The sequence below is a fragment of the Nocardia vaccinii NBRC 15922 genome, from assembly GCF_001613305.1.
In the GTDB taxonomy this organism is placed as follows: domain Bacteria; phylum Actinomycetota; class Actinomycetes; order Mycobacteriales; family Mycobacteriaceae; genus Nocardia; species Nocardia vaccinii.
On sequence record NZ_BDCC01000053.1, the window covers coordinates 24,493 to 50,000 of the forward strand.

Here is a 25,508-nt window from a genome sequence, read left to right on the forward strand (position 1 = left end):
AGAAGATTCCCATGAGCGTGCGCCACATCATAATCGCTGGTCGGCCCATTGTTCGAGCACGAATTCCCTACCGCCCCTGACGTTTCGCGTGATCCGGCCGCGGATCTCGCTGTGATGAAGACCCTTGGTGTTGCTCACCCATAACCCGCCGCGATCCGTCATTATGGGGATCACGTTTTGCTGGTTCGGGTTTCGGAAGTTGTGAGTGGCGTAGTGGCGGGTTCGAAGTCGGTCCGATCCTCGGGCTGGGCAAAAATCGCGGTATCGGTACTGGTCCTGGTGGTCGCCGCGGTGTCGTGGTGGATCAGTAACGGGAATACCAACGGTTCGGGTTCCAGCACCGGCAAGGCAGCCACGGCACTGGCGCAGCTGGCCGAGTTGACCGTCGCCCCCGAGGACACCGGGAACACCTACAACCGCGACGACTGGCCGCACTGGATCGGGCAGGGTAAGAGCTGCGACACCCGCGAGATCGCCCTGCAGCGCCAGGGCACCGAGGTCAAGACCGATACCCAGTGCCGCGCCGTCTCGGGCACCTGGGTCTCGGCGTATGACGGCGTGGTCATCCACGACGCCGGCGAAACCGACCTGGACCACGTCGTCCCGCTCGCCGAGGCCGCCCGTTCCGGCACCCGCGACTGGACCAAGGATCAACGCAAGACCTTCGCCAATGACCTCGACCAACTCCAGGTCGTCTCCGCGCGCTCCAACCGCCAGAAGGGCGACCAGGACCCCGCCCACTGGCTCCCCGAAAAAGACAGCTGCGCTTACACCGTCAAATGGGTGGCCACGAAAACCAAATACCACCTGACCATGGACAAGGCCGAACACGACGCGATCAACGGCGTCCTGACGCACTGCACCAGCTGATCTCGCATCCGGTCCGCCGCGTCCGCACGTCTCGAAAGCGCCCGTCCCGCGGCGAGCATGCCCGAAAATGCGTCGCCCCTTCATCATTCCCGATGAGCGATGCCCTCCCGAACGCCTACGACAGCCCAACCGGCACAACGAATTGCGGCTCGCCAGATGTATCCCCTTGCCGCAGTGAGGTTCCGGGCCGGGATCAGACCGCGAGAGCAGGTGGCGGCAGCACGGATCGGATGAACTGCGCGGCGGCCCGATAGGCGAGCCGGGACTCCGGAATCAGGGCGGGCAGAGCTTGGAAGACGTGCATCTGGTCCGGCCAGTTCTGCAGTGTGCACGGAGTGCCGGTGGCGGACCAACGGCGGGCCAAGGTGGTGGCATCGGCGCCGAAGAATTCGGCGTCGCTGGTGTGGATCAGAGCCGGGGGCAGTTGCATGCCCGGTTCGGGACGCAGATCCAGCGGGGTTCTGGTGAAGTGGGCAATCGCCTTGCGGGACACCGGGATCGAAAGCAGGCCCTCGCGGCGGGCGCCCGGGTGGCCGATCGCCAAGCCGAGGCTCAGATCCGTCATCGGGGAGAACAGCACAAGAGCCGCGGGCGGGGCCTGGCCCGAGCGGGCGAGGTCGATGGCCAGTTGGGCGGCGAGAAAGCCGCCGGCCGAATCGCCGGCGACGATGATCCGGTCGGCAGACCCGACCTGTGCGAGAAGTCGGCGATAGGCCGCCGAAACATCCTGTGCCGCAGCGGGAAATGGATATTCGGGCGCGAGCCGGTAGTCGACGCTGAACACCGGCATCCGCGTGGCGGCGGACAGCCGCGAGACCACACCGCGATAGGCGGATGCGGAGCCCGCGACGAACCCGCCGCCGTGGACGTACAGCATGACGTGCTCTGCCCTGGTCACCCGCGGACCGCGCACCCACTCACCGCGCACGCGTTCGCCGTTCACCGAGCTACCCCGGACTCGCTCGATCTGCGTGCCGCGCAATACCGGTGCGGCCGTACGCAACATCTGATCGATCACCGGACGCGCCACCAGCAGCGTCCGGGTGTCGACCGGAGCGAGCGCGGCCAGCCGCCGCACGGTCAGCGCGGATACCCGGCGCACCGCCCGCGCACGCACCGAGCCGCGGACGGGCTCCGCCCCTGTCACGCGATTCTCCCGTGCAGGACCGAGACCAGCCGGTCGACGATGGCGTCGACACGCGCGGTACGGGTGAAGGTGGTCAGCGGCAGCGGTGACGGGAACAGTTGGCGTGTGGTGGATTTCGCGTAGGCGAATTCGCGCAGACCGTCGGGGCCGTGCACGCGTCCGAAACCGGAGGAACGCACGCCGCCCAGCGGGAGCGTCGGGATGGTCGCGTGGGCGACGAACGCGTTGATCGATACGCCGCCGGACTCGATACGGTCGGCGATCGCGCGGCCGTGGCGGCGGCCGAAAACGGTCGCGCCGAGACCGTAACTGCTGGCGTTCACCCGCTCGACGGCCTCGTCCATATCGGACACGCGCGCCACGGTGAGTGTCGGGCCGAAGGTCTCCTCGACCACGGCCGCGGCATCCTCCGGGACATCGGCCAGAATCGTCGGCTGCACGAACTGCCCCACGATCGCATCCGGACCGCCGAGCAGCACCCGCGCCCCGCGCCCGATCGCGTCCTCGACGTGACGACGGATCACCTCGAGCTGTTTCGGCATGGTGATCGGACCGATCTTCGCCGCGGCACCCCCGGCGTGCACGCCACGCGCGAGGTCGACCAGCCTGCCGAGGAACTCGTCGTACACGTCGGTGTGCACGTAGACCCGTTCCACACCCAGGCAGGTCTGCCCCGCATTGGACATTCCGCCCCACAGGGCCGCGTCGGCCGCGGCATCCAGGTCGGCGTCCGCGTCGACGATCAGCGCATCCTTACCGCCGCATTCCATCAGCACCGGCGTGAGATTTTCGGCGCAGGCGGCCATCACGCGCTTACCCGTCGCGGTCGAACCGGTGAAGCCGATCTTGCCGACGCCGCTACGGCACAGCGCCGCCCCGGTCGCTCCCTCCCCGGTGATCACCTGCACGACAGGGCTTTCCGGAACTGCACGAGCGAATGCCGCCGCCAGCCAGACCCCGACGCCCGGAGTGTACTCACTCGGCTTGTACACCACCGCATTTCCCGCCGCGAGGGCGAAGGAGATCGAGCCGAGCGGGGTGAACACCGGATAATTCCACGGCCCGATCACGCCGACGACCCCGAACGGCCGGTATTCGACGCGGCAGGACTGATTGATCGTCAGCAGACTCGCGTGCACCGACCTCGGACCGAGCACCCGCTCGGCATTGCGGGCGGCCCACTTCAGATGTTCCAGCGCCATCGCGATCTCGAGTTTCGCATCGGACAGCGGTTTGCCCATCTCCTGGTGCATGATCCGTGCGAGATCGTCCCGGCCCCGGGTCAGTTCGGCGCGCCAGCGATCCAGCCGACGGCCGCGTTCGGCGAATCCCAGTGCGGCCCACCATGTTCCCGCGGTACGAGCACGAGCCACCGCGGTGTCGACATCAGCTTCGGTGTGCAGCGGATAACGCCCGACGACCGCACCGGTCGCCGGATTCCGGACGTCGAACCAAAGTTGCGTGGACGGCGACTCTGCCGTGGCGCTCTTCACCAGGCGACCGTACAAGACCACAAATTATATTGCAATGTTGCAGTGTCAGCGGCTCAGATCGGTCGCATGCGCCATCCGCGCCAGCTTCTCGGGGTTGCGCACGGCGTAGAGCCCGGTGATCCGCCCCGCGTCGACGCGCACCGCCAGAACCGTGTCGATCTCGTCGTCGAGCTTCAGGATCAGCGCCGGATAACCGTTGACCTCGACAGGCTCGTGCTGCAGTCCGGCCTCGATGATCCTGCCGAACCTGCTCCGGCGTGCGGCCAGCAGGCGGGCCACCTTCCAGGCCCCCGTGATGGGCCGCGACACGGTCTGACGGAGCCCGCCGCCGTCCCCGACCAGAACCACATCCGGCGCGAGAATATCCAGCAGACCCTGCATATCTCCGGTCCGGATCGCGCGTTCGAACGCCGCGAGCGCAATCCGCGCCTGGGCCGGGGAGACCATCTCGCGCGGCCGCCGCGCCGCGACGTGCGCGCGGGCGCGGTGCGCGATCTGACGCGCCGCGGCCGGGGTCTTGCCGACGGCCTCGGCGATCTCGTCGTAGGCCAGGTCGAATACCTCGCGCAGTACGAACACCGCCCGCTCGGTGGGCGCGAGCGTCTCGAGGACGAGCAGCATCGCCATCGACACGCTCTCCGCGAATTCCACATCAGCGGCGACATCGGGCGAGGTCAGCAGCGGTTCGGGCAGCCACGACCCGACATAGGACTCCCGGCGGCGGCCCATGCTGCGCAACCTGGTCAGCGCCTGGCGGGTAGTAATCCGCACCAGATACGCGCGCTGATCGCGCACCTCGTCCAGATCGACGCCGACCCACCGCAGCCACGTCTCCTGCAGGACGTCCTCGGCGTCCGCCGCCGAGCCGAGCATCTCGTAGGCCACGGTGAACAACAACTTGCGGTGGGCGAGAAAGACTTCGGTCGCGAGATCGGCCCGTCCCGCCTCGGGCTCACCATCGTACGAATCAGTGCCGCTCATCGACGCTCCTATCAGCTCGATCCGAATCGCGTGGCCAGGCGAGCTCCGATCCCGCACAGTCCGTGACATCGAATCGAATCGCATACGCGTCGTCCACGAGACGCCGGTCCTCCTCGGTCTGTGACAGCCGCCGGGAGTGATGGCCGTCACCTGGGTCGATCCGTCACATCATCCGCCCCGGCGGCGTCGAATGGGCGACTCGATCGCATTCACCAAGGAGACACCATGAACCTCGCACTGTGGATCGCCGCCGGAGTACTTGCCGCCGTAGCACTGCTCGGCGGGACCACCAAGACCTTCGTGCCGAGGGAGAAGCTGGCACAGGCGCCGGGCGGCGGCTGGACCGGGAACGCCACGACCGGCTTCGTCAAAGGCCTCGGAATCCTGGAGATTCTCGCCGCGGCCGGATTGATCCTGCCCGCCGTGCTCGATATCGCTCCGGTTCTGGTGCCGGTGACCGCGGTGTGCTGGGTGGCGCTGATGATCGGCGCGATCATCACCCACCTTCGCAACGACGAGGCCAAGGTCGTCGCCCTGAACGTGATCTATCTGGCGCTCGCCGTCTTCGTGGCCGCCGGACGTTTCTGAGCGATACAACCGATCGTTGTGCCACGCCGACCACTCGGTTGTTCGATTGCCTTGTGCGCGACCTGGACGATCACCCAGCGAGCCCACCGGACCACACCACCGAACCGATTCGACCGATGCGACTCGCCGGCCGCCACCGGCCCGACCGTGGCCCGGTGGCGAACGGTGCTGACACAGCGTAACCGATTATGTTGCAGCGCAACCGATGTGGTCAGTTGCGGCCGGAGGTGATGTAGTAGTACATCGGGTCGACCATGGCGAGCAGGTGTTCGATCTCGTTGTCGGTGAACCGGTTTCGGCGGCTGACGGTGATCAGCACCAGGTCGTTGATCGTCTGGGCGATGGTGTCGAACTCGCTGTCGGCCGATGGAGTCCCGCCATCGGCCTTGTGCCGCAGGGGATTCACCCGTCGCAGCTCGGCGCTGCCCGCGGCGGCGAGTGCGCGCAGGACGCCGGTGGATCCGCGGGAGCTACCCGCCGTCGCGGCGTGATCGTAGAACTGGATCGCGCCCTGCAGGAGGGCGGCCGGATGCGGACGCACCAGGGAACCGGCCGACCGGTCCGGCGCGGGGCCGGACGCACCGCCGGAACGGGTGTCGCGATGGCTCAGCGCACGGGCCTTCGCGGTGAGATAGCGCGCCACCAGAATGTCGCGGATCGTGCCGTACTCGGTGGTGCGGAGCAGATCGATCGATGCCTGCTCGTAATCCTCGACGGCAGTGGCGATCTCGCCCGGTTCGGCTGCCGGATCGATGCGGTCGAGCCGACCGGCGAAGGCGTCCAGGCGCAACAGCGCCCTGATGTTGCCCTCGTGCCGATGACGTTCGCTGGTGGTGACCGCGAAGCAGGTGAGCAGCTCATCTCTGATGGCGGCCATGCGATCTCCGAATATCGTGGCATACGTCCCCCGATGAGCGGGATGCGTGGCGTAGGCCGTCTCCGCTCGGCACAACCCGGCGATGACGTCGGCGAGTTCCCCGGCGCGCAGCGTGTCCCCCGGCTCACGGGATATGGTCGCCCCGGGTGCGCACAACTCCCCCAGTGTGACGGCGACGGTACGCAGCGATCGCATCTCCCGCTCGGGGTCCTCCTCGCACAGGGCGCGGGCGTGGTCGGCGTGGAATCGGGCGAGTTCGCGATGCAGCATCCAGCCCAGCGCATCGGCAAAGGCCGCCTCGGTCTCCTTGATCGACCGGATCCGGCTCAACCCCGTCGGCTCGTACTCCGCACTCCGGGACAGCACGACCTCGGCATCGGCGGCCGCCCGGGTGCAGCGGATGCCCATCATGCAGTCCAGGCGCGAATGCGGATCGACCAGGCCGATCCCCCGGCGGGCCCATTCACCAGCCGTCGTCGCCGGATGCCGATCACCTCGACGGTGACGCAGCAGATACCGCTCGGCGAGTTCGGCGGACCAGAACACCATATCGGGCCGATCCTCTCGCGCCGCGGCCGCCGCGAACTGCTCGCGCAGACCATCGATATCGAAGTGGCGAGCCGAGAAACGCGCCTCCAGTCGTTCGGCGTCGACACTGTCGCGTGCGGTCTCCTGCGAACGACCACCGCGGGCGGCCAACTCGGCGATCGGCTCGGGAACCGGGCGGTTCTCGGCGGTGATGCTCTCCACGACCGCGCAGGCAAGCGCTTCGACGGTCTTGAAATGCTTCCACATGGTGGCCTTGGGAATCGGCCCCTCGCTGCCGTCGCGCCGGAGATATCCGCGCGCCGCGGCGCACACGTCGGCGGTGGTCAGCCGCTGGATCGATGCGCCCGCCGCGGATGCGGCGATCCGCGCGAGCATCACCTGCTCGGCCGCGGTGACGATCATCGCGCGAGTTCGCTCCTCGACCGTCCGTCCGGCGCGCGCCTGATAGCTGGAGGAACCGGAATGCATTGCCATGGACGACACGACCAAGAGTCTATTGCAGTGCACAGAGCTATGAACTCGTCTATTCCGGCTAGGGTCGAACGAGCGACAAACCGGCAATCGGTCGGTTTCAGGAGAGGGGACACTGTGGAGACAACCGCCGCGAAACTCGCCCTGCTGCACCAGAACCTCGCGGACGCCCGGGAACCGGCCGGCGCGGTGGGAGTCGCCAAACGCGCGGCGAAGGGAATTCCCAGCCCACGTCAGCGAATCGACATGCTGGTGGATCCAGGCAGCTTCCTGGAATTCGGTGCGCTGATGCGCCAGCCCGGCTCCTCGGACGCGCTGTACGGCGACGGTGTGGTCACCGGACGCGCCCGCATCGAGGGACGTACCGTGGTGGTCATCTCACACGACCAGACCGTGTACGGCGGCTCGGTAGGGGAGATGTTCGGCCGGAAAGTCGCTCTGGCAATGGATTCCGCGGCCGATGTCGGCTGCCCGTTCATCGCGATCAACGACTCCGGCGGTGCGCGGGTGCAGGACGCGGTGACCTCGCTGGCCTGGTACGCGTCCATGAGCCGACGGCAGCAGCGCCTGTCCGGCGTGGTCCCGCAGATCTCGTTGATGCTGGGCAAATGCGCTGCGGGCGCGGTCTATTCACCGATCAACACCGATGTGCTGATCGCGACCGAGGCCGCCTACATGTTCGTCACCGGGCCGGACATCATCCGCGAGACCACCGGCGAGGAGGTCACCCTCGAGGAACTCGGCGGCGCGTTCAATCAGGCACGCAATGGCAACATCCACCACGTCGCGGCCGATGAGCAGGCCGCATTCGACTGGGCGCGCAGGTATTTGAGCTTCATGCCCGCAAGTTGGCTCGATCTCCCGCCGGTCGTGAACCCGGGCCTGGAACCCGAGATCACCGATTCGGACCGGGAATTGAACGCGATCATCCCCGATTCGGACCGCAGCGGTTACGACATGTACGACATTCTGCTGCGGATCTTCGACGACGGCGATTTCCTGGAGGTCGGCGATACCACGGCCCGCAATATGATCACCGGCTTCGCCCGGGTGGACGGCCGCAGCATCGGCGTGGTGGCGAATCAGCCGCTGGTGTCCAGCGGTGCGATCGATGCGCGGTGTTCGGACAAGGCGGCGCATTTCATCCGACTGTGCGACGCGTTCGGACTGCCACTCGTCTTCGTCGTCGACACTCCCGGCGTCCTGCCGGGTGTGGAGGAGGAGAAGATCGGCGTCATCAAGCGCGGCGGCAGATTCTTCTACGCGGTCGTGGAGGCCACGGTGCCGATCGTGACCGTCGTCGTGCGCAAGGCGTACGGGGGTGGTTATGCGGTGATGGGCTCCAAACAGCTCGGCGGCGACCTGAATTTCGCCTGGCCCACCGCGCGCATCGCGGTCATGGGCGCCGAAGCCGCGGTCGGGCTCATCCAACGTCGTCAACTCGAGGCCGCCTCGGACGAGGAGCGCCCGATTCTCCGTCAGCAGATGGTCGATTTCTACAACGAGACCATCGCGACCCCCTGGATCGCCGCCGAACGCGGCTACATCGACGCGGTCATCGAGCCGGAGCACACCCGCCTGGAAATCCGCAAGGCCCTGAATCTGCTGCGCGACAAAACACTTCGGCACGGACCCCGCAAGCACCACCTGTTGCCGCTATAGCCGGGACTCGGCGAACGCGTCCGGACCCGCGCAGAGCGCCTTCAGGTCGTCGAACGATCGGGTGATGCATTCGTTCAGGTCAGCGACGGAGTCGTTGCGCCACAAGCGAATCGCTTCCCCGATCGTCGCCATGCCAACCTCGGCGGCCAGTCGCGCCCGCCGCCGCGGAATGCCGCGAGCGGTCAACGCCTCGGCCACGACCTCGACCATGTTCGCGGCCTTGGCGAGCTCCCGTTCGCGCAGCGCCGGTGTCGCGGCGATGATTCGCGATCGCGGCTCGGACAGGGCACGGTGGCTCTCCAGATAGGGCACCACGGTCCGGAACGCCGCGAGCAGGACCGCCAGCGGCGCGGGCGTTCCGGGCACCGCGGCGACCGCGGCGGTCAGCGATTCGCGCATGACGCTCTCGCCGCCGAACAGCACCTCGCGCTTGTCCGCGAAATGGCGGAAGAAGGTGCGCTCGGTGACGCCCGCGGCGGCGGCGATCTCGGCCGTGGTGGTCGCGTCGTAACCGTTGCGGCCGTACAGGGTGATCGCCGCCTCCTGCAGGCGGCCGCGCGCTTGTTCTCCACTGCGTGGCACAGCGGCAGTCTACAAGAGATGTCAGTCACTGACGCAACATGGTAGCGTCAGTTACTGACGCTACCTGTCGCGCGGCTCAACGGGAGGATTTCGTGCACATCTTCGTCACCGGCGGTTCCGGACTCACCGGCCCCGCCATCGTCTCCGAACTCATCACCGCCGGTCACACCGTCACCGGCCTGGCTCGATCGGACGCCTCCGCCCAGCGGCTGGAAGGTCTGGGCGCCACGGCGCATCCGGGATCGCTGGACGATCTCGACAGCCTGCGGGCGGGCGCCGCGCGGGCCGACGCCGTCGTGCACATGGCCTTCGGCGGCGACTTCTCCGATACCGATGACATGATGCGCCGCGACTGCGCGGCGATCCGGGCCCTCGGTGAGCCGCTGGAGGGTTCCGGCAAACCGCTGATCTCCACATCGGGCACCCTGGTGCTGCCGCGCGGGCGGGTGACCACGGAAACCGATGCACCCGACCGTGATTCGTCCGCGAGCTTCCGCATCCGCGGTGAGGACGCCTGTCTCGAATTCGCCGAACGCGGTGTACGGGCGAGCGTGATCCGCCTCGCCCCGACCGTGCACGGCCCGGGGGACTACGGCTTCATCCCCATGCTCATCGCGGCCGCGCGGAAAACCGGCGTCTCGGCGTACATCGGCGACGGAAGCAATCGCTGGCCCGCGGTCCACCGACTGGACGCGGCCGTGCTCTACCGCCTCGCGGTGGAGAAGGCTCCCACCGGAGCGGCACTACACGGGACGGGCGAGGAGGCGATCGCGTTCCGGAGCATCGCCGAGAAGATCGGCGACGCTCTCGATATCCCCACTCGATCCCTGACGCCACAGGAGGCGGTCACACATTTCGCCAACCCCTTCATGGCCTCGGTCTACGCCGCCGACGCCCCCGTCTCCAGCGAATACACCCGCAAGCTGCTCGATTGGGAGCCCACCCACCCGGGCCTGCTCGAAGACCTCGAGCACGGAGACTATTTCACCCACACGCGGCCCTGAGCACATCGCGGCTCGTCGTCGCGGGCGCGCTTCACCGGCCGCTCACGACGCTGCCCGGCTCGCTGTCGCGGGCGAGCCGATCGGACCGAACAGCGTATTTCAGCACCTACACGAGATTCGGCCACGCGGCCACGTCCGGATCCCGCAGCCGCCGGTCCACCAGCTCTCGCAGCTTCTCGGGCGAATGGACACCGGCTCGGCCGATGCGAATCCGCACCGGGCGAATCGGCCCGGCCGACCGGCGCGAACACGCGCTGCGAAGTGCGACCGAACCTGTTTCCCGGAGCCATCGAAAGTCGGCCCGAGCAACGATCACGGTGTCCGTCGTCACCGCGACACGTGTCCGATTGCCGATGGACCTGTTACGCTTCCGGCCGGAACCGACGGTAAATCCCGACAATCTCCCGGATGCCGTATCCGGTCGAGTCGTCGATGGCGCACAGCGAGACGGTGGCGCGACCGGAGTCCACTGGGCCACACCGTGATCGGCCCAGGTGTTTCGGAGATTGCGTGAAGGCGATTCACAGTGTCGACTGACAACATGAGTCGCAGCCGGATCCGGGGTCCGGCAGGAGACGAGGAGGCAGATGACGCAGGACGATCGCGGCACCGTGAACACTGCGACGCTCACGATCGCCGACCCGAATCCGGAACCTCATCCGGAATCGGCGAAACCTCGAAAAATCAAGCGGCCGTACCTATATCAGGTAGACCTGTTCCGGATCATCACCTTCGCCTGCGTCGTGTTGGACCACGTGACCAGCGGGTCGACCGTCCCGGACAACGTGACGTCCAACGCGGCGCAGACACTGCTGCACTTCACCCGCCTGGCGTTCTTCGCGTTGACCGCCTTCGTGCTGGTCTACCAGACCGCCCGCAAGCCCTTCTCCGCGCGCACATTCTGGCGTCGGCGTTTCATGCTGATCGGTATCCCGTACGTGGTCTGGTCGGTGTTCTACTGGGCCTATGCGATCGTGCTGGGGAATTTCCAGGAGCCGATCCCACATGCGTTGTGGCGTTTGGTCATCGATATCGCGACCGGCGAAGCCTGGTACCAGATGTACTTCCTGCTGGTCACCATGCAGGTTTATCTACTTTTCCCGCTGCTGCTGAAACTGCTGCGCGCGACCGAGGGGCACCACCGCTGGGTGCTGGCGGTCAGCGGCGCCCTGCAACTGGGCTTCCTGTGGCTGGCCATGCATCCCCCGGCGTTCACCGGTTTCGCCGCCCAGATCTGGTCGCACATCTACGCCGTGGTGTTCGCATACCAGTTCTACGTGATACTCGGCGCGGTCGCCGCATGGCATCTGGCCGCCGTCGATCGGGCGGTGAAGCGATTCGGACCACTGCTGGTCCTGGGCATGGTCGTTGCCGGAGTTTTCTCGGTATGGGATTTCCTGCGCTCCACCGACCGCGGATTGCCGCCGTGGCAGGCCAGCAACGTCTTCATGCCGCACCTGATCGTCTTCTTCACCCTCGTCATCGCCGCCCTGTACACGCTGGGCACCTGGGGCACCGCCAACCAGCGGCCCGGCTCGACCCGGGCCAGGCTGCTGTCCTACGGCGCGGATCGCTCGTTCGGGATTTTCCTGTTGCATCCGTTCGCATTGCAGTTGATCGCTCCCTGGATCATCCCCATGGGCCACGCGATCGGCACGCTGTGGTGCACGGTGGTGGTGTACGTGACCGTCATGGCGATGTCGCTGTTCGGGGCCGAGGTCACCCGCCGGGTACCCGGGAGCATCTGGCTCAACGGGCGTCCGATGGTGCGCACGGATTTCCGCGCCCTCTTCGGCCGGCGTCCCGCGCCCGAGAAAATTCCCGCGCCCGAGCGCGGCTGAATCGACCGAACCGACCGGCTGCTCCGACCGATGCGAATCGGCCGGAGCAGCCGGCTTCGGTGAGATGTCAGTTGATCCGGCTGCCGATGGTCTGCGCCAGGAACGGCCAGGAGCGATGCAGTTCGTCCTCCCAGTAGCCCCAGGAATGGGTGCCGTTGGGTCGATCGTCCACTGTCACAGGGATATTCAGCTGATGCAGCCGGTTGGTCAGATTCACCGTGCAGTAATGGATCGCCGCCTCGATCGGTCCGCCGAAGGCGATCTGCACCGGCAGCGGAATCCGGCCCTCCCGCACCCGGCGATCATCCGGCGTGTCGTGCGGCGCGGCCGGAACGCCGTTGCCCGTGCTCAGGTAGATCGCGGTACCGCGCAGCCGAGCGGCGTTCACCAGTGGATCGTTCGCTCGCCACAGCGGCCCGTCGAACGGGCCCCACATATTCTGCACACTGCGTCCGCCGCCCCAGTTCTCCACCGTGATCCGCACGAACTGCTGTCCGATGGGATCGGAGGTCTGCGCACAGCCGCTGTAGGAGGCCACACTCTTCCAGAAGCCCGGTTTGGCGATGGCCAGGTTGAGCACCGACGTGCCGCTCATCGACACCCCGGCCAGGGTGCGATTGCCGTCGGCGCCGAGGAAGTGCTCGATGACCGGCGGCAATTCGTCGTTCAGGAAGGTCTGCCACTTGTTGCGGCCCAGGACCGGATCGTCGCGCACCCAGTCGGTGTAGTAGGAGCTGGCGCCGCCGATCGGGTTCACCACGTTGACGTCCTTGCCGCGCAGGAAGTTCACCTCGTCGGTCTCGGTGCCCCAACCGCTCCCGTTCGGGCCGCCCTGAGATCCGTTGAGCAGATACATCGTCGGACGCGGCCGACCGGTGTCCGCGGCACGGATCACCTGCAACAGGACGGGTTTGTCCATGGCCGGGGAGAAGACCGTGACGTTCTGTAACCGGTCACCCACATTCTGCACCGAGACGATGCCGGCCCGGCCGGGTGACGCGCTCGCGGTACCGGCCGTCCCTACCGGTACCGCGGCGGCCAGTACGACGGCGACCAACCATCGCATCGGTGTCGTGGAGATCATTCGCGGTGCTCTCACTGTGCGGACCCTCTCGTGCGCTCCGTATCGGCCAATTCGGATGCGCCACGGAATGTTCGGGCGCACCCGGCATCCGCGAACGGCATCGCAGGGGAGTTCGTGCAGCCGCGCGGCCGGGTTTGGTCGCCTTGCCGGGCGGGTCAGGTGAGCGGTACTCCGACGATCGGCCGGGTCGTCGGCGCGGGCGAGCCGCCGGCCGGTTCGATCGATACGGCCAGCTTCCCGGCCTCCCCGTAGCGGATGAGCAGGGGTGCGTTGTTCGTCGGCAGCGTCCCCAGGACTCCGCCCGAACTGATCCGGCCCACCGGGGATATCAACCACAGCTGATAGGTGTGGTCCCTGGGCGCGGGCGGAACAGCGGCGAAGGACACCGCCGCCGCGTTCAGCTCACGGGACGTATTGACGGTGATGGTGCCGCCGCCCGCCACCGTGACCGTGCTCGCACGAGCGTCCGCGTGCTGCATGACCTGCTCCGCGGTGATCTCGCCGGTGCCGCGGGAGTGGCTGCGGTACACCGCGATTCCGGCTCCGACACCCGCGGCGACCAGCACGGCCGCGGCCGCGGCGGCGAGCCACCGGACCCGCCGGGAACCTCGGGGACGAAGCCGCGTGACCGGCCGGGCGGGTGCGGCGTCCCGGCTCGCTTCGGACCCGGCGTCGAGGGCGGCCTGTAGCTTCGCCTCGAGATCGGGCGGCGCGGGGACCGCGTCGACGACCGTCAGCGCCGCCAGCGTCTCGCGCAGTTCGCGCACCTCGGCCCGGAAGGCCGCGGCGATGGCCTCGTCGGCCCGGTCGAGCCGATGCTCCACCGCGGTGCGTTCCTCGTCGGACAGCGCGTCCAGCGCGTACGGATGGGCAAGATCGAGCAGATCGTCATCGTCAGGCATCGGCCACCGATCCTGTCAAACAGGTCCGCAATCGCTTCAGACCGTCCCGGATGCGCGTCTTCACGGTGTTCAACGGAATACCCAGGTGGTCGGCGACCTCCGCGTACGTTCGCCCGCCGTAGTAGGCCAGTGCGACCGTCTCGCGCTGGGTGTCGGTGAGCGTACCGAGGCATTCCACGACCGCCTGCTCGTCCGAGCGCTGGCCGACTGTCTCGGCGACGATATCGTGATCGCGGCCCAGCTGACGCTGCCCGTAGGCGAGATCCCTTGTGGTAGCGGAGGATTCGACCCGCACCCGATCGACCGCACGCCGATGGGTGAGCATCATCAGCCATCCGATCGGACTGGACAGCGCGGGGTCGTACCGCGCGGCGTCGTTCCACACGTACAGGTAGATCTCCTGGGTGATCTCCTCCGCGGCGGTTGGCCGCCGCAGGATACGCAGTGCCAGCCCGAACACGCGATCGTGTGTCGAACGATAGAGCTGGGTGAACGCGTCCCGGTCGCCACCGGCGATACCCCGCAGCAGATCGGCGAGCCGACGCGCGATCTCCGGATCCGCGGCCGGCCGGTTCACCGGGCAACTCGCCGACCGGGTGTCGTCCGCATTCCCGCGGTCGTCACCGACCGAAGAGATGCGACGTTCATCCGCCATAGCGATGTGTCTCCATATGTAGAAGTACCCCGGTGACGGCTCAGGTCCTGACAGCGCAGCTGGACCGGTGCACCGATCCAGCTCGGGGGCGAACACTACTCCCCGGCGTAACCGAGTCGGCGGGACTGTCACCGAAATGTCGTTTTCGCGGTGTGGGCCCGCCCGTCCGGGCCGGGATCAGGGCGCGGCGGGCGGGGAAAGAAATAAGCGGTGCGTCGCTGATATTCGCGATATCCGGGCCGATCCCGCATCGCCTGCTCGAGCAGCCGGGCGCCGGTGCCGTGGATCAGCAGATACGACATGATCAGCGGCGCGAACACGGTGAGCACGCCCGGCCAGGCGGCGGCCCCGATCAGCCACAACCCCCACCACACGCAGAAGTCACCGAAGTAGTTCGGATGCCGCGTCCACGCCCACAGCCCGCGGTCCATGACCCCGCGACGGTCCGGATCCGCCCGGAAGCGGGCCATCTGCCGATCGCCGACGGCCTCGAAGAACAGCCCGACCGCCCATACCGGCACGCCCGCCACCAGCGCGATCCACCCCGCACCGTGAACCGGCCCGGCCGCGGCCGCGACCTGGACCGGCAACGACACGATCCACTGCACCACGCCCTGGGTCACGAAGATTCGCGAGACCACCGCCCAGACCGAGCGTCCGTGCTGGTCGAGCAGCCGCGCATATCGGGGATCCTCGCCGTGCCCGGCGGTGCGGCGCTGGATGTACCAGCCCAGGCGCAGTCCCCACACCGCCACGAGCACCAGCATCAGCACCCGCCGCGCGAGCGGCCCGTCGCCGAGCAGTGCGGCGATCACCGCGACGAGCACGAAACCCGGGCCCCACACCACGTCCACGACGTTGTACCGTCGCATCCGGCGAGCCACGGCGAACGTCGCGCCTTGCAGCACCGCCAGCGCGATCGCCGACCACAACAGAATTGCGGGCAGGGAGCTCATGGCGCGAGCACCTCCCGATCCGGCGTATCGCGCACCGCGCGCACCGTCGCCGGGCGTCGTGCGAGGATCTGGTCCACACCCATGCGGCCCTGTTCGAATGCGAGGGCGCCACCGGCCAGATACAGCCGCCACGTCCGCGCGCCCTCGGGACCGAGCAATGCCTCGGCCTCGTCCCAGCGCTGCTCGAGCCGCCGCATCCAGGCGTGTGCGGTCCACACGTAGTGCTCGCGCATCGCCTGGACCGCACGCACTTCCAGCCCGGCGTCCTCCAGTCGGGCCACGGTGTCCCCGACCGGTCGCATGGCCATATCGGGTGCGATGAAGGATTCGATGAACGGTCCGCCGCCACGATGACGGCCACGCCGCGACATCTGCTGGATCAGGACCGGCGCGCCGGCCGCGGCCGCATCGTGGAGCGCGCGAGCGTAGCGCGGGTAATTGCGTTCTCCCACATGCTCGCCCATCTCCAGCGAGGCCACCGCGTCGAAACCGGTATCGGTGAGGTCGCGGTAGTCCAGCAGGCGCACCCGGACGAGATCGCCCAGTCCGCGCGCGGCGATGCGGGCCTCGAGGTAATCCCGCTGCGCCTGCGCGATCGTGACGGCCAGCACCTGCGCCCCGTAGTTCTCGGCGGCGTGCAGGCTCAGCGCACCCCATCCGCAGCCCACGTCCAGAAGCCTTGCGCCGGGCCGCAATTCGAGCTTCTCACAGACCAGATCGAGTTTGTCCCGCTGTGCCTCGACCAGGCCGTAGTCCGGATCGTCCGGTGCGCCCGGGACACCGCGGGTGAAGTAGGCGCAGGAGTACGCCATCGTGGGATCCAGTAGCAGCGAATAGAACTCGTTGGAGCCGTCGTAGTGGTGGCTGATCGCGGCTCGATCACGCTCCCGCACGTTGCGGCGCCCGCGCAGCCGGGCCTGGGTCGCGGGTGCGGGCAGCGGTGCGCCGAGCGCGCCGACCCGCGCGACGGCCACGGCCAGACGCAGCACATCACGCACGCGCACACCCGGAACCCGGCGTTCGGCAACGGTTCGCCAGGCGACGCTCAATGCCTCGGTCAAATCCCCCTCGACGTCGAGCTCGCCGGTCACGTAGGCCTGGGCAGCGCCGAGTTCGCCCGGATGCCACAGGATTCGGCGCAATGCTCGCGGACTTTCCAGCACCACGCGGGGTGCGTCGACGGGCCCGGCGACGCTGCCGTCCCAGGCGTGCAGACGCACCGGCAGCGGGCCGCGCACCAGCGGGCGCAGGGCGGATTCGAGATGGGAGGCGACGGTCACGGTTGCTCCTCGGGCCGGTCGAGAACGATCTGCTGGACGTCGAGGTATCCGGAACGGAATCCGGCCTCGGAATAGGCGAGGTAGAACTGCCACACGCGACGGAACGTGCTGTCGAATCCGAGTGCGGCCGCCTCGGCGGCGTGCGCGTCGAAGCGCTCGCGCCACAATCGCAGCGTCTGGGCGTAGTGCGCGCCGAAGCCGTCCCGCGCGCGCACGCGCAGGCCCGATCGTCTGGCGAGACGCTCGATCGCCTCGACCGAGGGCAGGAATCCCCCGGGAAAGATGTACTTCTGAATCCACGTATAGGTGGTGCGGGTGGCGAGCATGCGGTCGTGCGGCATGGTGATGGCCTGCAGGCCGATTCGTCCGCCCGGAGCCAGCCGTTCGTACAGCGTGTCGAAATACACGGGCCAGTACCGGTATCCGACGGCCTCGATCATCTCCACCGAGACGATCGCGTCGTATTCGCCGCGCACCTGGCGGTAATCGCACAATTCGACGCGGACCGAGTCGGCGAATCCCGCCTCCGTGACGCGCGTGCGGGCCAGTTCCAGTTGCCGGGTCGACAACGTCACCGAATACACGCTCGCGCCGCGCGCGGCGGCGCGCAGGCACAGTTCGCCCCAGCCGGTACCGATTTCGAGCACCCGGCTACCCGCGCGCACGCCGGCGGCGTCGAGCAGCCGATCGATCTTGCGACGCTGCGCGTCGGCCAGCAGATCCCAGGTCGCGGTATCGGAGTCCTCGAAAAGCGCCGCGGAGTAGGTCATCGTCTCGTCGAGAAAGAGGCGGAACAGGTCGTTGGACAGGTCGTAGTGACGTTCGATATTGCCGCGCGCATTGGCCGCCGTGCCGATCTCGGCCGCGGGCGGGCGCGGCAGCACGTGCCGGAATCGTTGCAGCACAGCGGGAACCAGCCGGGTCAAACGGGCGGCGAGCACTGTGAGAACCGCGGCGAGCTCCGGAGTGGTCCACTCCCCCGCGGTGTAGGACTCGCCGAATCCGATCAAGCCCCGGCCGCCCAACCGCGCGAAGAAGGCGGATGGATCGCGAATGATCATGCGCGGCACCGGCTTCGGGTCGGAGCCCGCGCCCAGCACGACGCCGTCCGGGAATTCCACCCGCAGCGGCAGTCCGGCCACCGCGCGCCGGAACAGTTGTGCCGCCACCCGGGCCCGCAGCCGCGAATGCCGCCCGGTGGGCACGGCAGGCAGCAGATCCGCGCCAGGAGTGTCGAGGCAAGGACTGGTCACGAGAGATTCCTTCGATACGAGAGGGGGTGTGGCCGTGGCACGACCGGTACTCCCCACAGCCACAGCGCGATGCCCTGGCGCCGGATGCGAATCGCGGTCAGCCACGGCGAAAAGGGGGTGCGCAGGTGCGCGCGCAGCACCGCGCCGGTCGTCACCGGCGCGCGATGGCCGGTCATCGAGGCCAGGAACGGTGGTTGCCCGTCCCGTGACAGCACGATCCGCAGCGCCAGCGTCTCGTCGGGTTCGGGCAGCCGCACCGAATAGCGCCCCTCCACCCGGTTGAACGGCGAGACGTGGAACCGCTTGTCGATCTCGGCGCGGCAGTGGTCGTCGACGTCCAGAACGTACGCATGCCGTTCGCCGTAGGTGTTGTGCACCTCGGCGATCACACAGCGCAGCCGCCGATCCGGCCCGTGACACCAGAACACGGTGAGCGGATCGAAGACGTAACCGAGCACCCGGGCGTTCATCAGGGCGGTGATCGGCCCGCCCGCGCAGTCGATGCCGTGTTCGGCCAGAAGGTCCTCGACGCGGGCGCGCAATGTCGTGCCCGGACCCCGCAGATGATCCGCGGCGCGGAAATATGCGAAGGGCCGCAGTGGAATCGGCAGCCGCGGCGGGTCGTCCAGATCGAAGAACCAGCTGTACCCCCGATAGTCGAATTCGTGACGCACGGGCGCCTTGCGCGCGTGATGTATTCGCGTGAAGTACAGCTGCGGCGCGCAGGTCGTCATCGCACCCCCACACGACGCGATTCGGACTCGCCCGCACGCGGCCACCGTCCGCCGACGCGCTCGGCGGCGCGCAGGCCCGAGCGGGCGCCGTCCTCGTGGAATCCCCACCCGTGATACGCCCCGGCGAAGGCCAGCCGTTCGGTATCCAATTCCGGGAGGCGACGTTGCGCCGCAACGGATTCGGGGGTGTAGATCGGATGCTCGTAGGTCATCTCCGCGATCACCCGGTCGGGGGCGACCAACCTCGCCCCACCGAGCGTGACCAGGAATCTGCGATCGGCGACGTCGTCCAGTCGCATCAACCGGGTGATGTCGTAGCTGACGATCACCCCTTCGGCTCCCGTACTCCCGCGCGGCACCAGATAGTTCCAGGACGCGCGGGCGCGCCGCGCGCGAGGCAGCAGGGATTCGTCGGTGTGCAACTGCGCGTGGTTCACCGAGTACGGCATGGCGCTGAGCACCGAGCGGGCCGGCGCACTCGGCGCATCCAGCATCGCCAGCGCCTGCCGGGGGTGGGTGGCGACCACGACGGCGTCGAAACGACGCTCGCCCGCGGAATCGGTGACGACCACCCCGTCGGGCTGTTCGGCCACCGCGAGTACCGGTGTGCCGGTACGGATCTCATCGATTCGGGCGGCCACTTTCGCCACATATCGGGCGGATCCGCCCACCACGGTGCGCCAGACCGGCGAGCCGTACACCGTCAGCATGCCGTGGTGCTCGAGGAAACGGAACAGATACTGCGCCGGATACCGGGCGCACAAGCGAGGATCGCACGACCAGACCGCGGCCACCAGTGGCGTCAGGAAATATTCGCTGAAGTACCGGCCGAACCCGTGCCGACGCAGGAATTCCGCGAGTGTGAGCTCGACGTCGTTCCGCTGCAACAGCTCCCGTGCGGCCCGATGGAAACGGGGCACCTCACGCAGCATGTGCAGGTAGCGCGGGTCGGTGAAGGTGCGAGGTCGGGCGAACAGTCCCCCGAGTCCTTTGGCCCCGGCGTATTCGAGGCCGGCGTCGTCCGCGCGCACCGACATCGACATATCCGTCTCGCGGGTCTGCACACCCAGTTCCTCGAACAGCCGCAGCAGTGTCGGATAGGTGCGGTCGTTGTGCACGATGAACCCGGAGTCGACGCACACCCGACGTCCCGGCGCGACCTCCACCTCGTGGGTGTGCGCGTGGCCGCCGAGCCGATGATCCCGCTCGTACAGGGTCACCCGGTCGTGCCGGGCGAGCACATGGGCAGCGGTGAGGCCGGCGACCCCGCTGCCGATCACCGCGACGTCGCGACGCCCGGGATATTCAGGCACCACGACCCCGCTCGCGGCGGCACAGGACGCCCGAGGGGCCCGTGAGCGTAAATGTTTCTGCAGGTGACGCGGTATCGCGGGTGGATCGCATACCTCGATTTCGATATGCGACCGGACCGAGTTTGGCCCCGCCAGGAATTTTTTCCGGTCCCCGGCCGAGGGGTTCGAGGATTGTGGATCTCGGCCGGCGACACGGAATGCGGCGCGGCTGGATGCCGCCGCGAGGACCCCATCGCGAAGATGGGGACATCCGGAGTTCGCACAGGCCCCCACCCGGGTTTGGTCCCGGGAGAACTTCCGGATACGGCCCGGGCCCAGTTCCTACGAGTTCACGATCGTCCGCAGCTTCTCCGGGTTGCGGACGCAGTAGACAGCGGTGACCAGCTCCCCGCGCACCTCGATGCAGGTGATCTGATCGAGTACACCGTCGATCGTGATCGCCACACCGGGCATCCCGTTGTACACCGCTGACCGCAGACCGACCTCGCCCATTCGCCCCGCCTTGCTCAGCATGCCGATCAGCATCCGGGCGACCTTGTCCGGACCACGCACCGGACGCCGGACCGCGTTGACCACTCCACCGCCGTCGGCGAGGTAGACCACTTCCGGTGCCAGGACATCCATCAGGGATTGCACGTTTCCGGTGGCCGCGGCGATCGAGAACCGTTCGGCGACCGCGGCCGCGTCGGCCGGGATCGCGACCGCGCCGTACACCGATTCGCGCCGGGCGCGAACGTGATCGCGAGCACGCCGATTCACCTGCCGCACCGCGGGTTCGGATCTACCGACCGCGGAAGCGATTTCCGCATAACCGAATTCGAACACCTCCCGCAGCACGAACACCGCCCGCTGCAACGGGGTCAGGGTCTCGAGGATCAGCAGCATCGCGGTGGTGACGGCCTCACCGGTGAGTACGTGCCGGATGCCCTCGGGCGCCTCCTGCCCGTCCGAGGGCAGCGGTTCGGGCAGCCACGGACCCACATAACTCTCCCGACGCCGAGCGGCCGAGCGCAGCGTCATCATCGCCTGCCGGGTCACGATCTGTGCGAGATAGGCACGCGGATTGCCGATTTCAGCGAGATCGACCGTGCGCCAACGCAGATAGCTGTCCTGCAACACGTCCTCAGCGTCACCGACCGAGCCGAGGATCTCGTAGGCGATCGAGAACAGCAGCGGCCGATGCGCGGTGAACTCCTCGTCCGGATCGGACGACGAATTCACCTCGGCCCCCGCAACCACGCGTAATTGGCCGTCCTCGCACCGTATTTCGCCCACCGGCACACACTTTCCTTGACGACCACGGCGCCGCGCCCGGCCAGGAACATCCGGCGGACCGAATCGTCGCGGCGGCCGAACTGGAGCACCGCGTCGCGACGGCCCAGACTCAGGCCCTGCCCGGCATAGCCCATGGAATACGGCTCCGGCGCGCGCCCCGCCAGCATCCGGGCCAGCGTATTCGCGGCGTGTGCGCCCTGCGGTTCCGCGGTGGCGCAGGCCAATCGCGCGCCCGGCACCGCCGCACAGTCTCCGATCACGAAGATTCGCGGGTCGTCCACGCTTCGAAGATAGCCGTCCACGACCGCGCGGCCGTCCGGGCGTACGGTCAGCCCGCTGCGCGCCGCCAAATCGGGCACCTGGGCCACGATCGCCCACAGCGTCAGATCCGTGGGGAGCTGCACGCCCGAGCGCAGCAGGACGGCGCCCGGGGAGATCTCCTCGACGGTGTCCTCGACCAGTTCCACCGCCAGGCGTTCCAGTCCGGCGCGTGCTCGTCGCCGACCGCCTTCGGACAGGCTCGCCGCGATCGTCGATCCCACCAGGCGCACGCGCAGATCCGGCCGGGCCTCGGCGATCTCCGCGGCGGTCTCGATTCCGGTGAGACCGCCGCCCACGACGGTCACCGCCCGACCGGCGGTCAGTGCGGCGAGTTCCGTGTGCGCCGTGCGCGCGCCCTCCCAGGTTCCCACCGCGATTGCGCCCGCCGGGGGTTCGACGGTGCTGCCGACGGCCAGGAACAGATGATCGAAGGGGATACTCGCGCCGTCGTCCAGCCGGACGCTGCCGTCGCCGATCTTCTCGACGGCGCCGATCCGGGTGTCGATTCCCGGCCGCAGCATCGCGGTGAGCGGCGTCGCGGCCGCTCCCGAACCCGCGATCTGCTGATGCAGCCGCACCCGCTCGACGAATTCGGGCCGCGGATTGATCACCGTGATCTCGGCATCGGCGACCTTGCGCGCCAGCCGATTGGCCGCGATCGTGCCCGCATATCCGGCACCTACCACCAGCACCTTCATCTCTGTCTCCTGTCGTTGACGGGTCGTACATGAGATGCCGGACGGTCGTGATCCGTGATGGGCCTCGATCGTGACGTGCGTCACCTATGAGAAACAGCTGGTCACGCCGTTTTCGGCGCGGGGGCGGCCGTCCGCTGCTGCGCGGTTCGCGCCCCGCGGCGATTCCGGCCGGTCCGCGCGAGAGGTCCGGCGCAGGTTCCGGCGGCCCCGCCACCAGGTGATCGGTGGTGATCCTGGCAGAGTTCCGAGTCATGTCCCCGAACCCGACGACCGTCGTCTCGCCGCTGGCGGCACTCGCACCCGACCTGCGCGCCGCGCTCACTCGTGCCAGATACGACGCGGACACCCTGCTCGAGGTGCTCGGCGACGATGCGCACGCCGCCCTGGGCCGGTCCGAACCCGTGCCGGTGCGCCGGGCGGTCCGCGATGCGGGCGAGTTGGGCACATTGGTCCGACTGCTGTTGCTGGGTGATCCGGAACCCGAACGCGACGTCGCGGCAGCGCTGGCCCCGCTGGATCTGGACCGCGCGGTGGCGGCTGGACTGCTCGAGCGGGACAGCGGCGTCGTGCGGGCCGCACTGGATCTGCGCCCGCTGGATCTCGGCGGCGGAACTCGCTGGGTGCTGTCGGATCTGGACGATTCGGTCCGGCGCCGCACGCTCAGCGCCGACCACGTCCTCGGCGTCGGCCATGCCTCGCTGTCGCTGTTGCGCGCCACCCCGACCGATCCCGTCGGCTCGGTCCTGGACCTGGGTACCGGGTGCGGGGTGCAGGCCGTGCACGCCGCCGGATACGCGCGCACGGTGACCGGCACCGACGTCAGCGCGCGAGCGCTGTGGCTGGCCCAGGCCACGGCCGCACTGGACGGACTGGATATCGAACTGCTGCAAGGTTCCTGGTTCGAGCCGGTCACCGGACGCCGATTCGACCAGGTCGTCGCGAATCCCCCGTTCGTGGTCGGCCCGGCCCGGATCGAACACACCTATCGCGATTCGGGTCTGGCCCTGGACGGAGCCAGCGAACTGGTCGTCTCCCGGGCGCCCGATCTGCTCGCGCCGGGCGGTACCGCGGCCATGCTGGCCTCCTGGGTGCATCGCACCGGCGAGGACTGGCGAGCCCGGGTGTCCTCGTGGCTGCCCGATCACGGCGTGGACGCCTGGATCGTGCAGCGCGACGTCGCCGATCCCGCTCTCTACGTGGGCACCTGGCTGCGCGACGCCGGACTCGATCCGCGTGATCGCGACGCCCAGGAACGCGCGGGGGCATGGCTGGATGCCTTCGAGGAGGCCGAGGTGGAGGGCATCGGCTTCGGATTCGTCTATCTGCGGGCGATCGATGGGCCCACCGAACTGCTCGCCGAGGACCTCACCCACGGTTTCGACGATCCGCTCGGACCCGAGGCGACCGCCTACTTCGAACGGTCGGCCTGGCTGCGTGGGGTGGCGGCGGATCCGAATCTGGCCTGGTCCGCACGGTTCGGGGTGGATGCGGCGACCGCGCTGGAGCGGGTCTACCTGACCGGGCCGAACGGCTGGGAGCAGCGTGTCGCGCGGTTGCATCGCGGAAACGGCCCGCGCTGGCAGCACGAAGTGGACGACTCCACCGCCGCCCTGCTCGCGGGAATGCGTGCGGACGGCCTGCCGTTACAGGAATTGATCGGCCTGCTCGCGGTCGGTCACACCGGCACGGAGGCGACAGCCGAATTCCGTGCCACCGCACTGACGATCGTCACCGGGTTGGTTCGGCATGGTCTGATCCACCCCGTGTAGAGCACGACCCGCGGCGTTCCCCCGCTGCACCCTTCTTAGGAACTTCTCAGATGGGTGTGGTGAAAGCCGCAGCTCAGCACGGTTTATCGCCGAGGTGTCCGGGAACTTTCCCAATGTCGGGTCCGTTGATCGGAGTGAGACACCACCGACAGGAGGCAAGTCATGACAAGCCCCGCCACCACTGGGCTGCGCGCCAGCGATCAGGACCTCGACGCCACGAGCCCCGCAGCCGACCTGGTACGCGTGTACCTGAATGGAATCGGCAAGACTGCGCTGCTCACGGCCGCCGACGAGGTCGAGCTGGCCAAGCGCATCGAGGCGGGCCTCTACGCCCAACACCTGTTGGAGACCGGTAAGCGGTTGGCCGCCACCCGCAAGCGCGACCTCGCGGTTCTGGTCCGGGACGGCCAGGCCGCCCGTCAGCATCTGCTCGAGGCCAACCTGCGTCTGGTGGTGTCGCTGGCCAAGCGCTACACCGGTCGCGGTATGCCGCTGCTGGACCTGATCCAGGAGGGCAATCTGGGTCTGATCCGGGCGATGGAGAAGTTCGACTACGCCAAGGGCTTCAAGTTCTCCACCTACGCCACCTGGTGGATCCGGCAGGCCATCACCCGCGGTATGGCCGACCAGAGCCGCACCATCCGGCTCCCTGTCCACCTGGTCGAGCAGGTCAACAAGCTCGCTCGGATCAAGCGCGAACTGCATCAGCAGCTCGGGCGCGAGGCCACCGACGAGGAATTGGCCACCGAATCCGGCATTCCGGTCGAGAAGATCGCCGATCTGCTGGACCACAGCCGCGATCCGGTAAGCCTGGACATGCCGGTCGGCAGCGACGAAGAGGCTCCCCTCGGTGATTTCATCGAGGATTCCGAGGCCACCTCCGCCGAGAGCGCCGTCATCGCCGGAATCATGCACAACGACGTCCGCAGCGTGCTCGCCACCCTGGACGAACGTGAACAGCAGGTCATCCGCCTGCGCTTCGGTCTCGACGATGGTCAGCCCCGCACCCTGGATCAGATCGGCAAGCTGTTCGGCCTGTCCCGCGAGCGCGTTCGGCAGATAGAGCGTGAGGTCATGGCCAAGCTCCGCAAGGGCGAGCGGGCCGACCGCCTGCGCGCCTACGCCAGCTAGATCCCCCCAGACGCTGGGCCGTCCGGAATCCGGCCCAGCTCCCCTGTGGTGACCGGGGCCCGATCCGGTCAC

Annotated in this window: 22 protein-coding genes; 7 read left to right on the forward strand and 15 right to left on the reverse strand. The window is 68.1% G+C overall.

Going from position 1 to position 25,508, the window contains the following annotated elements:
* The first annotated feature begins 201 nt into the window (after positions 1-201).
* The gene (locus NV1_RS28955) at positions 202-870 is read left to right on the forward strand and encodes an HNH endonuclease family protein (protein WP_218027233.1); all 669 of its coding nucleotides are present in this window, start codon (positions 202-204) and stop codon (positions 868-870) included.
* 193 nt (positions 871-1,063) lie between these two features.
* On the opposite strand, the gene NV1_RS28960 is transcribed toward NV1_RS28955, so the two are convergent.
* From NV1_RS28960 to NV1_RS28970, 3 genes are read right to left on the reverse strand one after another with little or no spacing between them, the layout of a single operon-like run.
* Entirely contained in the window at positions 1,064-2,017 is a 954-nt protein-coding gene (locus NV1_RS28960; RefSeq protein ID WP_084525884.1) for an alpha/beta hydrolase, read from the reverse strand.
* Positions 2,014-3,510: an aldehyde dehydrogenase family protein gene (locus tag NV1_RS28965; protein ID WP_067898671.1), complete on the reverse strand. Its 1,497-nt coding sequence runs from the start codon at positions 3,508-3,510 to the stop codon at positions 2,014-2,016. The genes NV1_RS28960 and NV1_RS28965 overlap by 4 nt, the downstream gene beginning before the upstream one ends.
* A 45-nt stretch (positions 3,511-3,555) precedes the next feature.
* Positions 3,556-4,491 (reverse strand): RNA polymerase sigma-70 factor, encoded by a 936-nt coding sequence (locus tag NV1_RS28970; protein ID WP_067898313.1) that lies wholly within the window; start codon positions 4,489-4,491, stop codon positions 3,556-3,558.
* Between the two features lie 225 nt (positions 4,492-4,716).
* Between NV1_RS28970 and NV1_RS28975 the strand changes: the two genes are divergently transcribed.
* A complete protein-coding gene (locus NV1_RS28975) occupies positions 4,717-5,079 on the forward strand; it encodes a DoxX family protein (protein ID WP_067898315.1) in 363 nt (120 codons plus the stop codon).
* A gap of 211 nt (positions 5,080-5,290) precedes the next feature.
* Here the strand turns inward: NV1_RS28975 and NV1_RS28980 are convergent, their stop codons facing one another.
* Complete coding sequence (locus tag NV1_RS28980; RefSeq protein ID WP_157117440.1) at positions 5,291-6,988, reverse strand: hypothetical protein; 1,698 nt, start codon at positions 6,986-6,988, stop codon at positions 5,291-5,293.
* Positions 6,989-7,093: 105 nt separating this feature from the next.
* Between NV1_RS28980 and NV1_RS28985 the strand changes: the two genes are divergently transcribed.
* Complete coding sequence (locus tag NV1_RS28985) at positions 7,094-8,638, forward strand: acyl-CoA carboxylase subunit beta (protein ID WP_067898321.1); 1,545 nt, start codon at positions 7,094-7,096, stop codon at positions 8,636-8,638.
* Here the strand turns inward: NV1_RS28985 and NV1_RS28990 are convergent.
* Positions 8,633-9,220, reverse strand: a complete 588-nt coding sequence (locus NV1_RS28990) for a TetR/AcrR family transcriptional regulator (protein WP_067898323.1) — start codon at positions 9,218-9,220, stop codon at positions 8,633-8,635. The two genes, NV1_RS28985 and NV1_RS28990, sit on opposite strands and share 6 nt — an antisense overlap.
* Before the next feature lie 92 nt (positions 9,221-9,312).
* Here NV1_RS28990 and NV1_RS28995 point away from each other — a divergent pair, with 92 nt between their 5' ends.
* Together NV1_RS28995 and NV1_RS29005 are read left to right on the forward strand one after the other, a co-directional pair.
* Positions 9,313-10,224: an SDR family oxidoreductase gene (locus NV1_RS28995; RefSeq protein WP_067898326.1), complete on the forward strand. Its 912-nt coding sequence runs from the start codon at positions 9,313-9,315 to the stop codon at positions 10,222-10,224.
* Between the two features lie 587 nt (positions 10,225-10,811).
* Positions 10,812-12,065, forward strand: a complete 1,254-nt coding sequence (locus NV1_RS29005) for an acyltransferase (protein WP_067898332.1) — start codon at positions 10,812-10,814, stop codon at positions 12,063-12,065.
* A gap of 67 nt (positions 12,066-12,132) precedes the next feature.
* On the opposite strand, the gene NV1_RS29010 is transcribed toward NV1_RS29005, so the two are convergent.
* From NV1_RS29010 to NV1_RS45220, 10 genes are all read right to left on the reverse strand, one after another.
* Complete coding sequence (locus NV1_RS29010; protein ID WP_067898674.1) at positions 12,133-13,131, reverse strand: alpha/beta hydrolase; 999 nt, start codon at positions 13,129-13,131, stop codon at positions 12,133-12,135.
* Between the two features lie 173 nt (positions 13,132-13,304).
* Positions 13,305-14,051, reverse strand: coding sequence for an anti-sigma factor (locus tag NV1_RS29015; RefSeq protein ID WP_067898335.1), 747 nt, complete (start codon positions 14,049-14,051; stop codon positions 13,305-13,307).
* Complete coding sequence (sigK, locus tag NV1_RS29020) at positions 14,044-14,706, reverse strand: ECF RNA polymerase sigma factor SigK (RefSeq protein ID WP_067898338.1); 663 nt, start codon at positions 14,704-14,706, stop codon at positions 14,044-14,046. The genes NV1_RS29015 and sigK overlap by 8 nt, the downstream gene beginning before the upstream one ends.
* Before the next feature lie 128 nt (positions 14,707-14,834).
* Entirely contained in the window at positions 14,835-15,662 is an 828-nt protein-coding gene (locus NV1_RS29025; RefSeq protein ID WP_067898341.1) for a DUF1295 domain-containing protein, read from the reverse strand.
* The gene (locus NV1_RS29030; RefSeq protein WP_067898344.1) at positions 15,659-16,942 is read right to left on the reverse strand and encodes an SAM-dependent methyltransferase; all 1,284 of its coding nucleotides are present in this window, start codon (positions 16,940-16,942) and stop codon (positions 15,659-15,661) included. Before NV1_RS29030 ends, NV1_RS29025 begins: the two co-directional genes overlap by 4 nt.
* Positions 16,939-18,195: a class I SAM-dependent methyltransferase gene (locus tag NV1_RS29035; RefSeq protein WP_218027234.1), complete on the reverse strand. Its 1,257-nt coding sequence runs from the start codon at positions 18,193-18,195 to the stop codon at positions 16,939-16,941. Before NV1_RS29035 ends, NV1_RS29030 begins: the two co-directional genes overlap by 4 nt.
* Positions 18,192-18,929, reverse strand: coding sequence for a DUF1365 domain-containing protein (locus NV1_RS29040; RefSeq protein WP_067898349.1), 738 nt, complete (start codon positions 18,927-18,929; stop codon positions 18,192-18,194). Before NV1_RS29040 ends, NV1_RS29035 begins: the two co-directional genes overlap by 4 nt.
* Positions 18,926-20,242: an NAD(P)/FAD-dependent oxidoreductase gene (locus tag NV1_RS29045; RefSeq protein ID WP_067898677.1), complete on the reverse strand. Its 1,317-nt coding sequence runs from the start codon at positions 20,240-20,242 to the stop codon at positions 18,926-18,928. The genes NV1_RS29040 and NV1_RS29045 overlap by 4 nt, the downstream gene beginning before the upstream one ends.
* A gap of 321 nt (positions 20,243-20,563) precedes the next feature.
* Positions 20,564-21,463 carry an RNA polymerase sigma-70 factor gene (locus NV1_RS45215; protein WP_067898679.1) on the reverse strand — a complete coding sequence of 300 codons (900 nt, stop codon included), beginning with the start codon at positions 21,461-21,463 and terminating at the stop codon, positions 20,564-20,566.
* Positions 21,460-22,536 carry an NAD(P)/FAD-dependent oxidoreductase gene (locus tag NV1_RS45220; protein WP_067898352.1) on the reverse strand — a complete coding sequence of 359 codons (1,077 nt, stop codon included), beginning with the start codon at positions 22,534-22,536 and terminating at the stop codon, positions 21,460-21,462. The genes NV1_RS45215 and NV1_RS45220 overlap by 4 nt, the downstream gene beginning before the upstream one ends.
* 251 nt (positions 22,537-22,787) lie before the next feature.
* On the opposite strand from NV1_RS45220, the gene NV1_RS29060 reads away from it, so the two are divergent.
* Together NV1_RS29060 and NV1_RS29065 are read left to right on the forward strand one after the other, a co-directional pair.
* The gene (locus NV1_RS29060; protein WP_067898355.1) at positions 22,788-24,305 is read left to right on the forward strand and encodes a DUF7782 domain-containing protein; all 1,518 of its coding nucleotides are present in this window, start codon (positions 22,788-22,790) and stop codon (positions 24,303-24,305) included.
* Between the two features lie 162 nt (positions 24,306-24,467).
* On the forward strand, positions 24,468-25,436 hold the full coding sequence (locus NV1_RS29065) for a sigma-70 family RNA polymerase sigma factor (RefSeq protein ID WP_067898358.1): 969 nt from the start codon (positions 24,468-24,470) through the stop codon (positions 25,434-25,436).
* Positions 25,437-25,508 lie beyond the last annotated feature (72 nt).

What these genes read in the sequence shown, in the direction of transcription:
- NV1_RS29065 (WP_067898358.1), top strand. Translation starts at nt 24,468, where the DNA reads ATGACAAGCCCCGCCACCACTGGGCTGCGCGCCAGCGATCAGGACCTC.
- NV1_RS28970 (WP_067898313.1), bottom strand. Translation starts at nt 4,491, where the DNA reads ATGAGCGGCACTGATTCGTACGATGGTGAGCCCGAGGCGGGACGGGCC.
- NV1_RS29010 (WP_067898674.1), bottom strand. Translation starts at nt 13,131, where the DNA reads ATGCGATGGTTGGTCGCCGTCGTACTGGCCGCCGCGGTACCGGTAGGG.
- NV1_RS45220 (WP_067898352.1), bottom strand. Translation starts at nt 22,536, where the DNA reads ATGAAGGTGCTGGTGGTAGGTGCCGGATATGCGGGCACGATCGCGGCC.
- sigK (WP_067898338.1), bottom strand. Translation starts at nt 14,706, where the DNA reads ATGGCGGATGAACGTCGCATCTCTTCGGTCGGTGACGACCGCGGGAAT.
- NV1_RS29060 (WP_067898355.1), top strand. Translation starts at nt 22,788, where the DNA reads ATGTCCCCGAACCCGACGACCGTCGTCTCGCCGCTGGCGGCACTCGCA.
- NV1_RS28975 (WP_067898315.1), top strand. Translation starts at nt 4,717, where the DNA reads ATGAACCTCGCACTGTGGATCGCCGCCGGAGTACTTGCCGCCGTAGCA.
- NV1_RS29040 (WP_067898349.1), bottom strand. Translation starts at nt 18,929, where the DNA reads ATGACGACCTGCGCGCCGCAGCTGTACTTCACGCGAATACATCACGCG.
- NV1_RS29025 (WP_067898341.1), bottom strand. Translation starts at nt 15,662, where the DNA reads ATGAGCTCCCTGCCCGCAATTCTGTTGTGGTCGGCGATCGCGCTGGCG.
- NV1_RS29005 (WP_067898332.1), top strand. Translation starts at nt 10,812, where the DNA reads ATGACGCAGGACGATCGCGGCACCGTGAACACTGCGACGCTCACGATC.
- NV1_RS29015 (WP_067898335.1), bottom strand. Translation starts at nt 14,051, where the DNA reads ATGCCTGACGATGACGATCTGCTCGATCTTGCCCATCCGTACGCGCTG.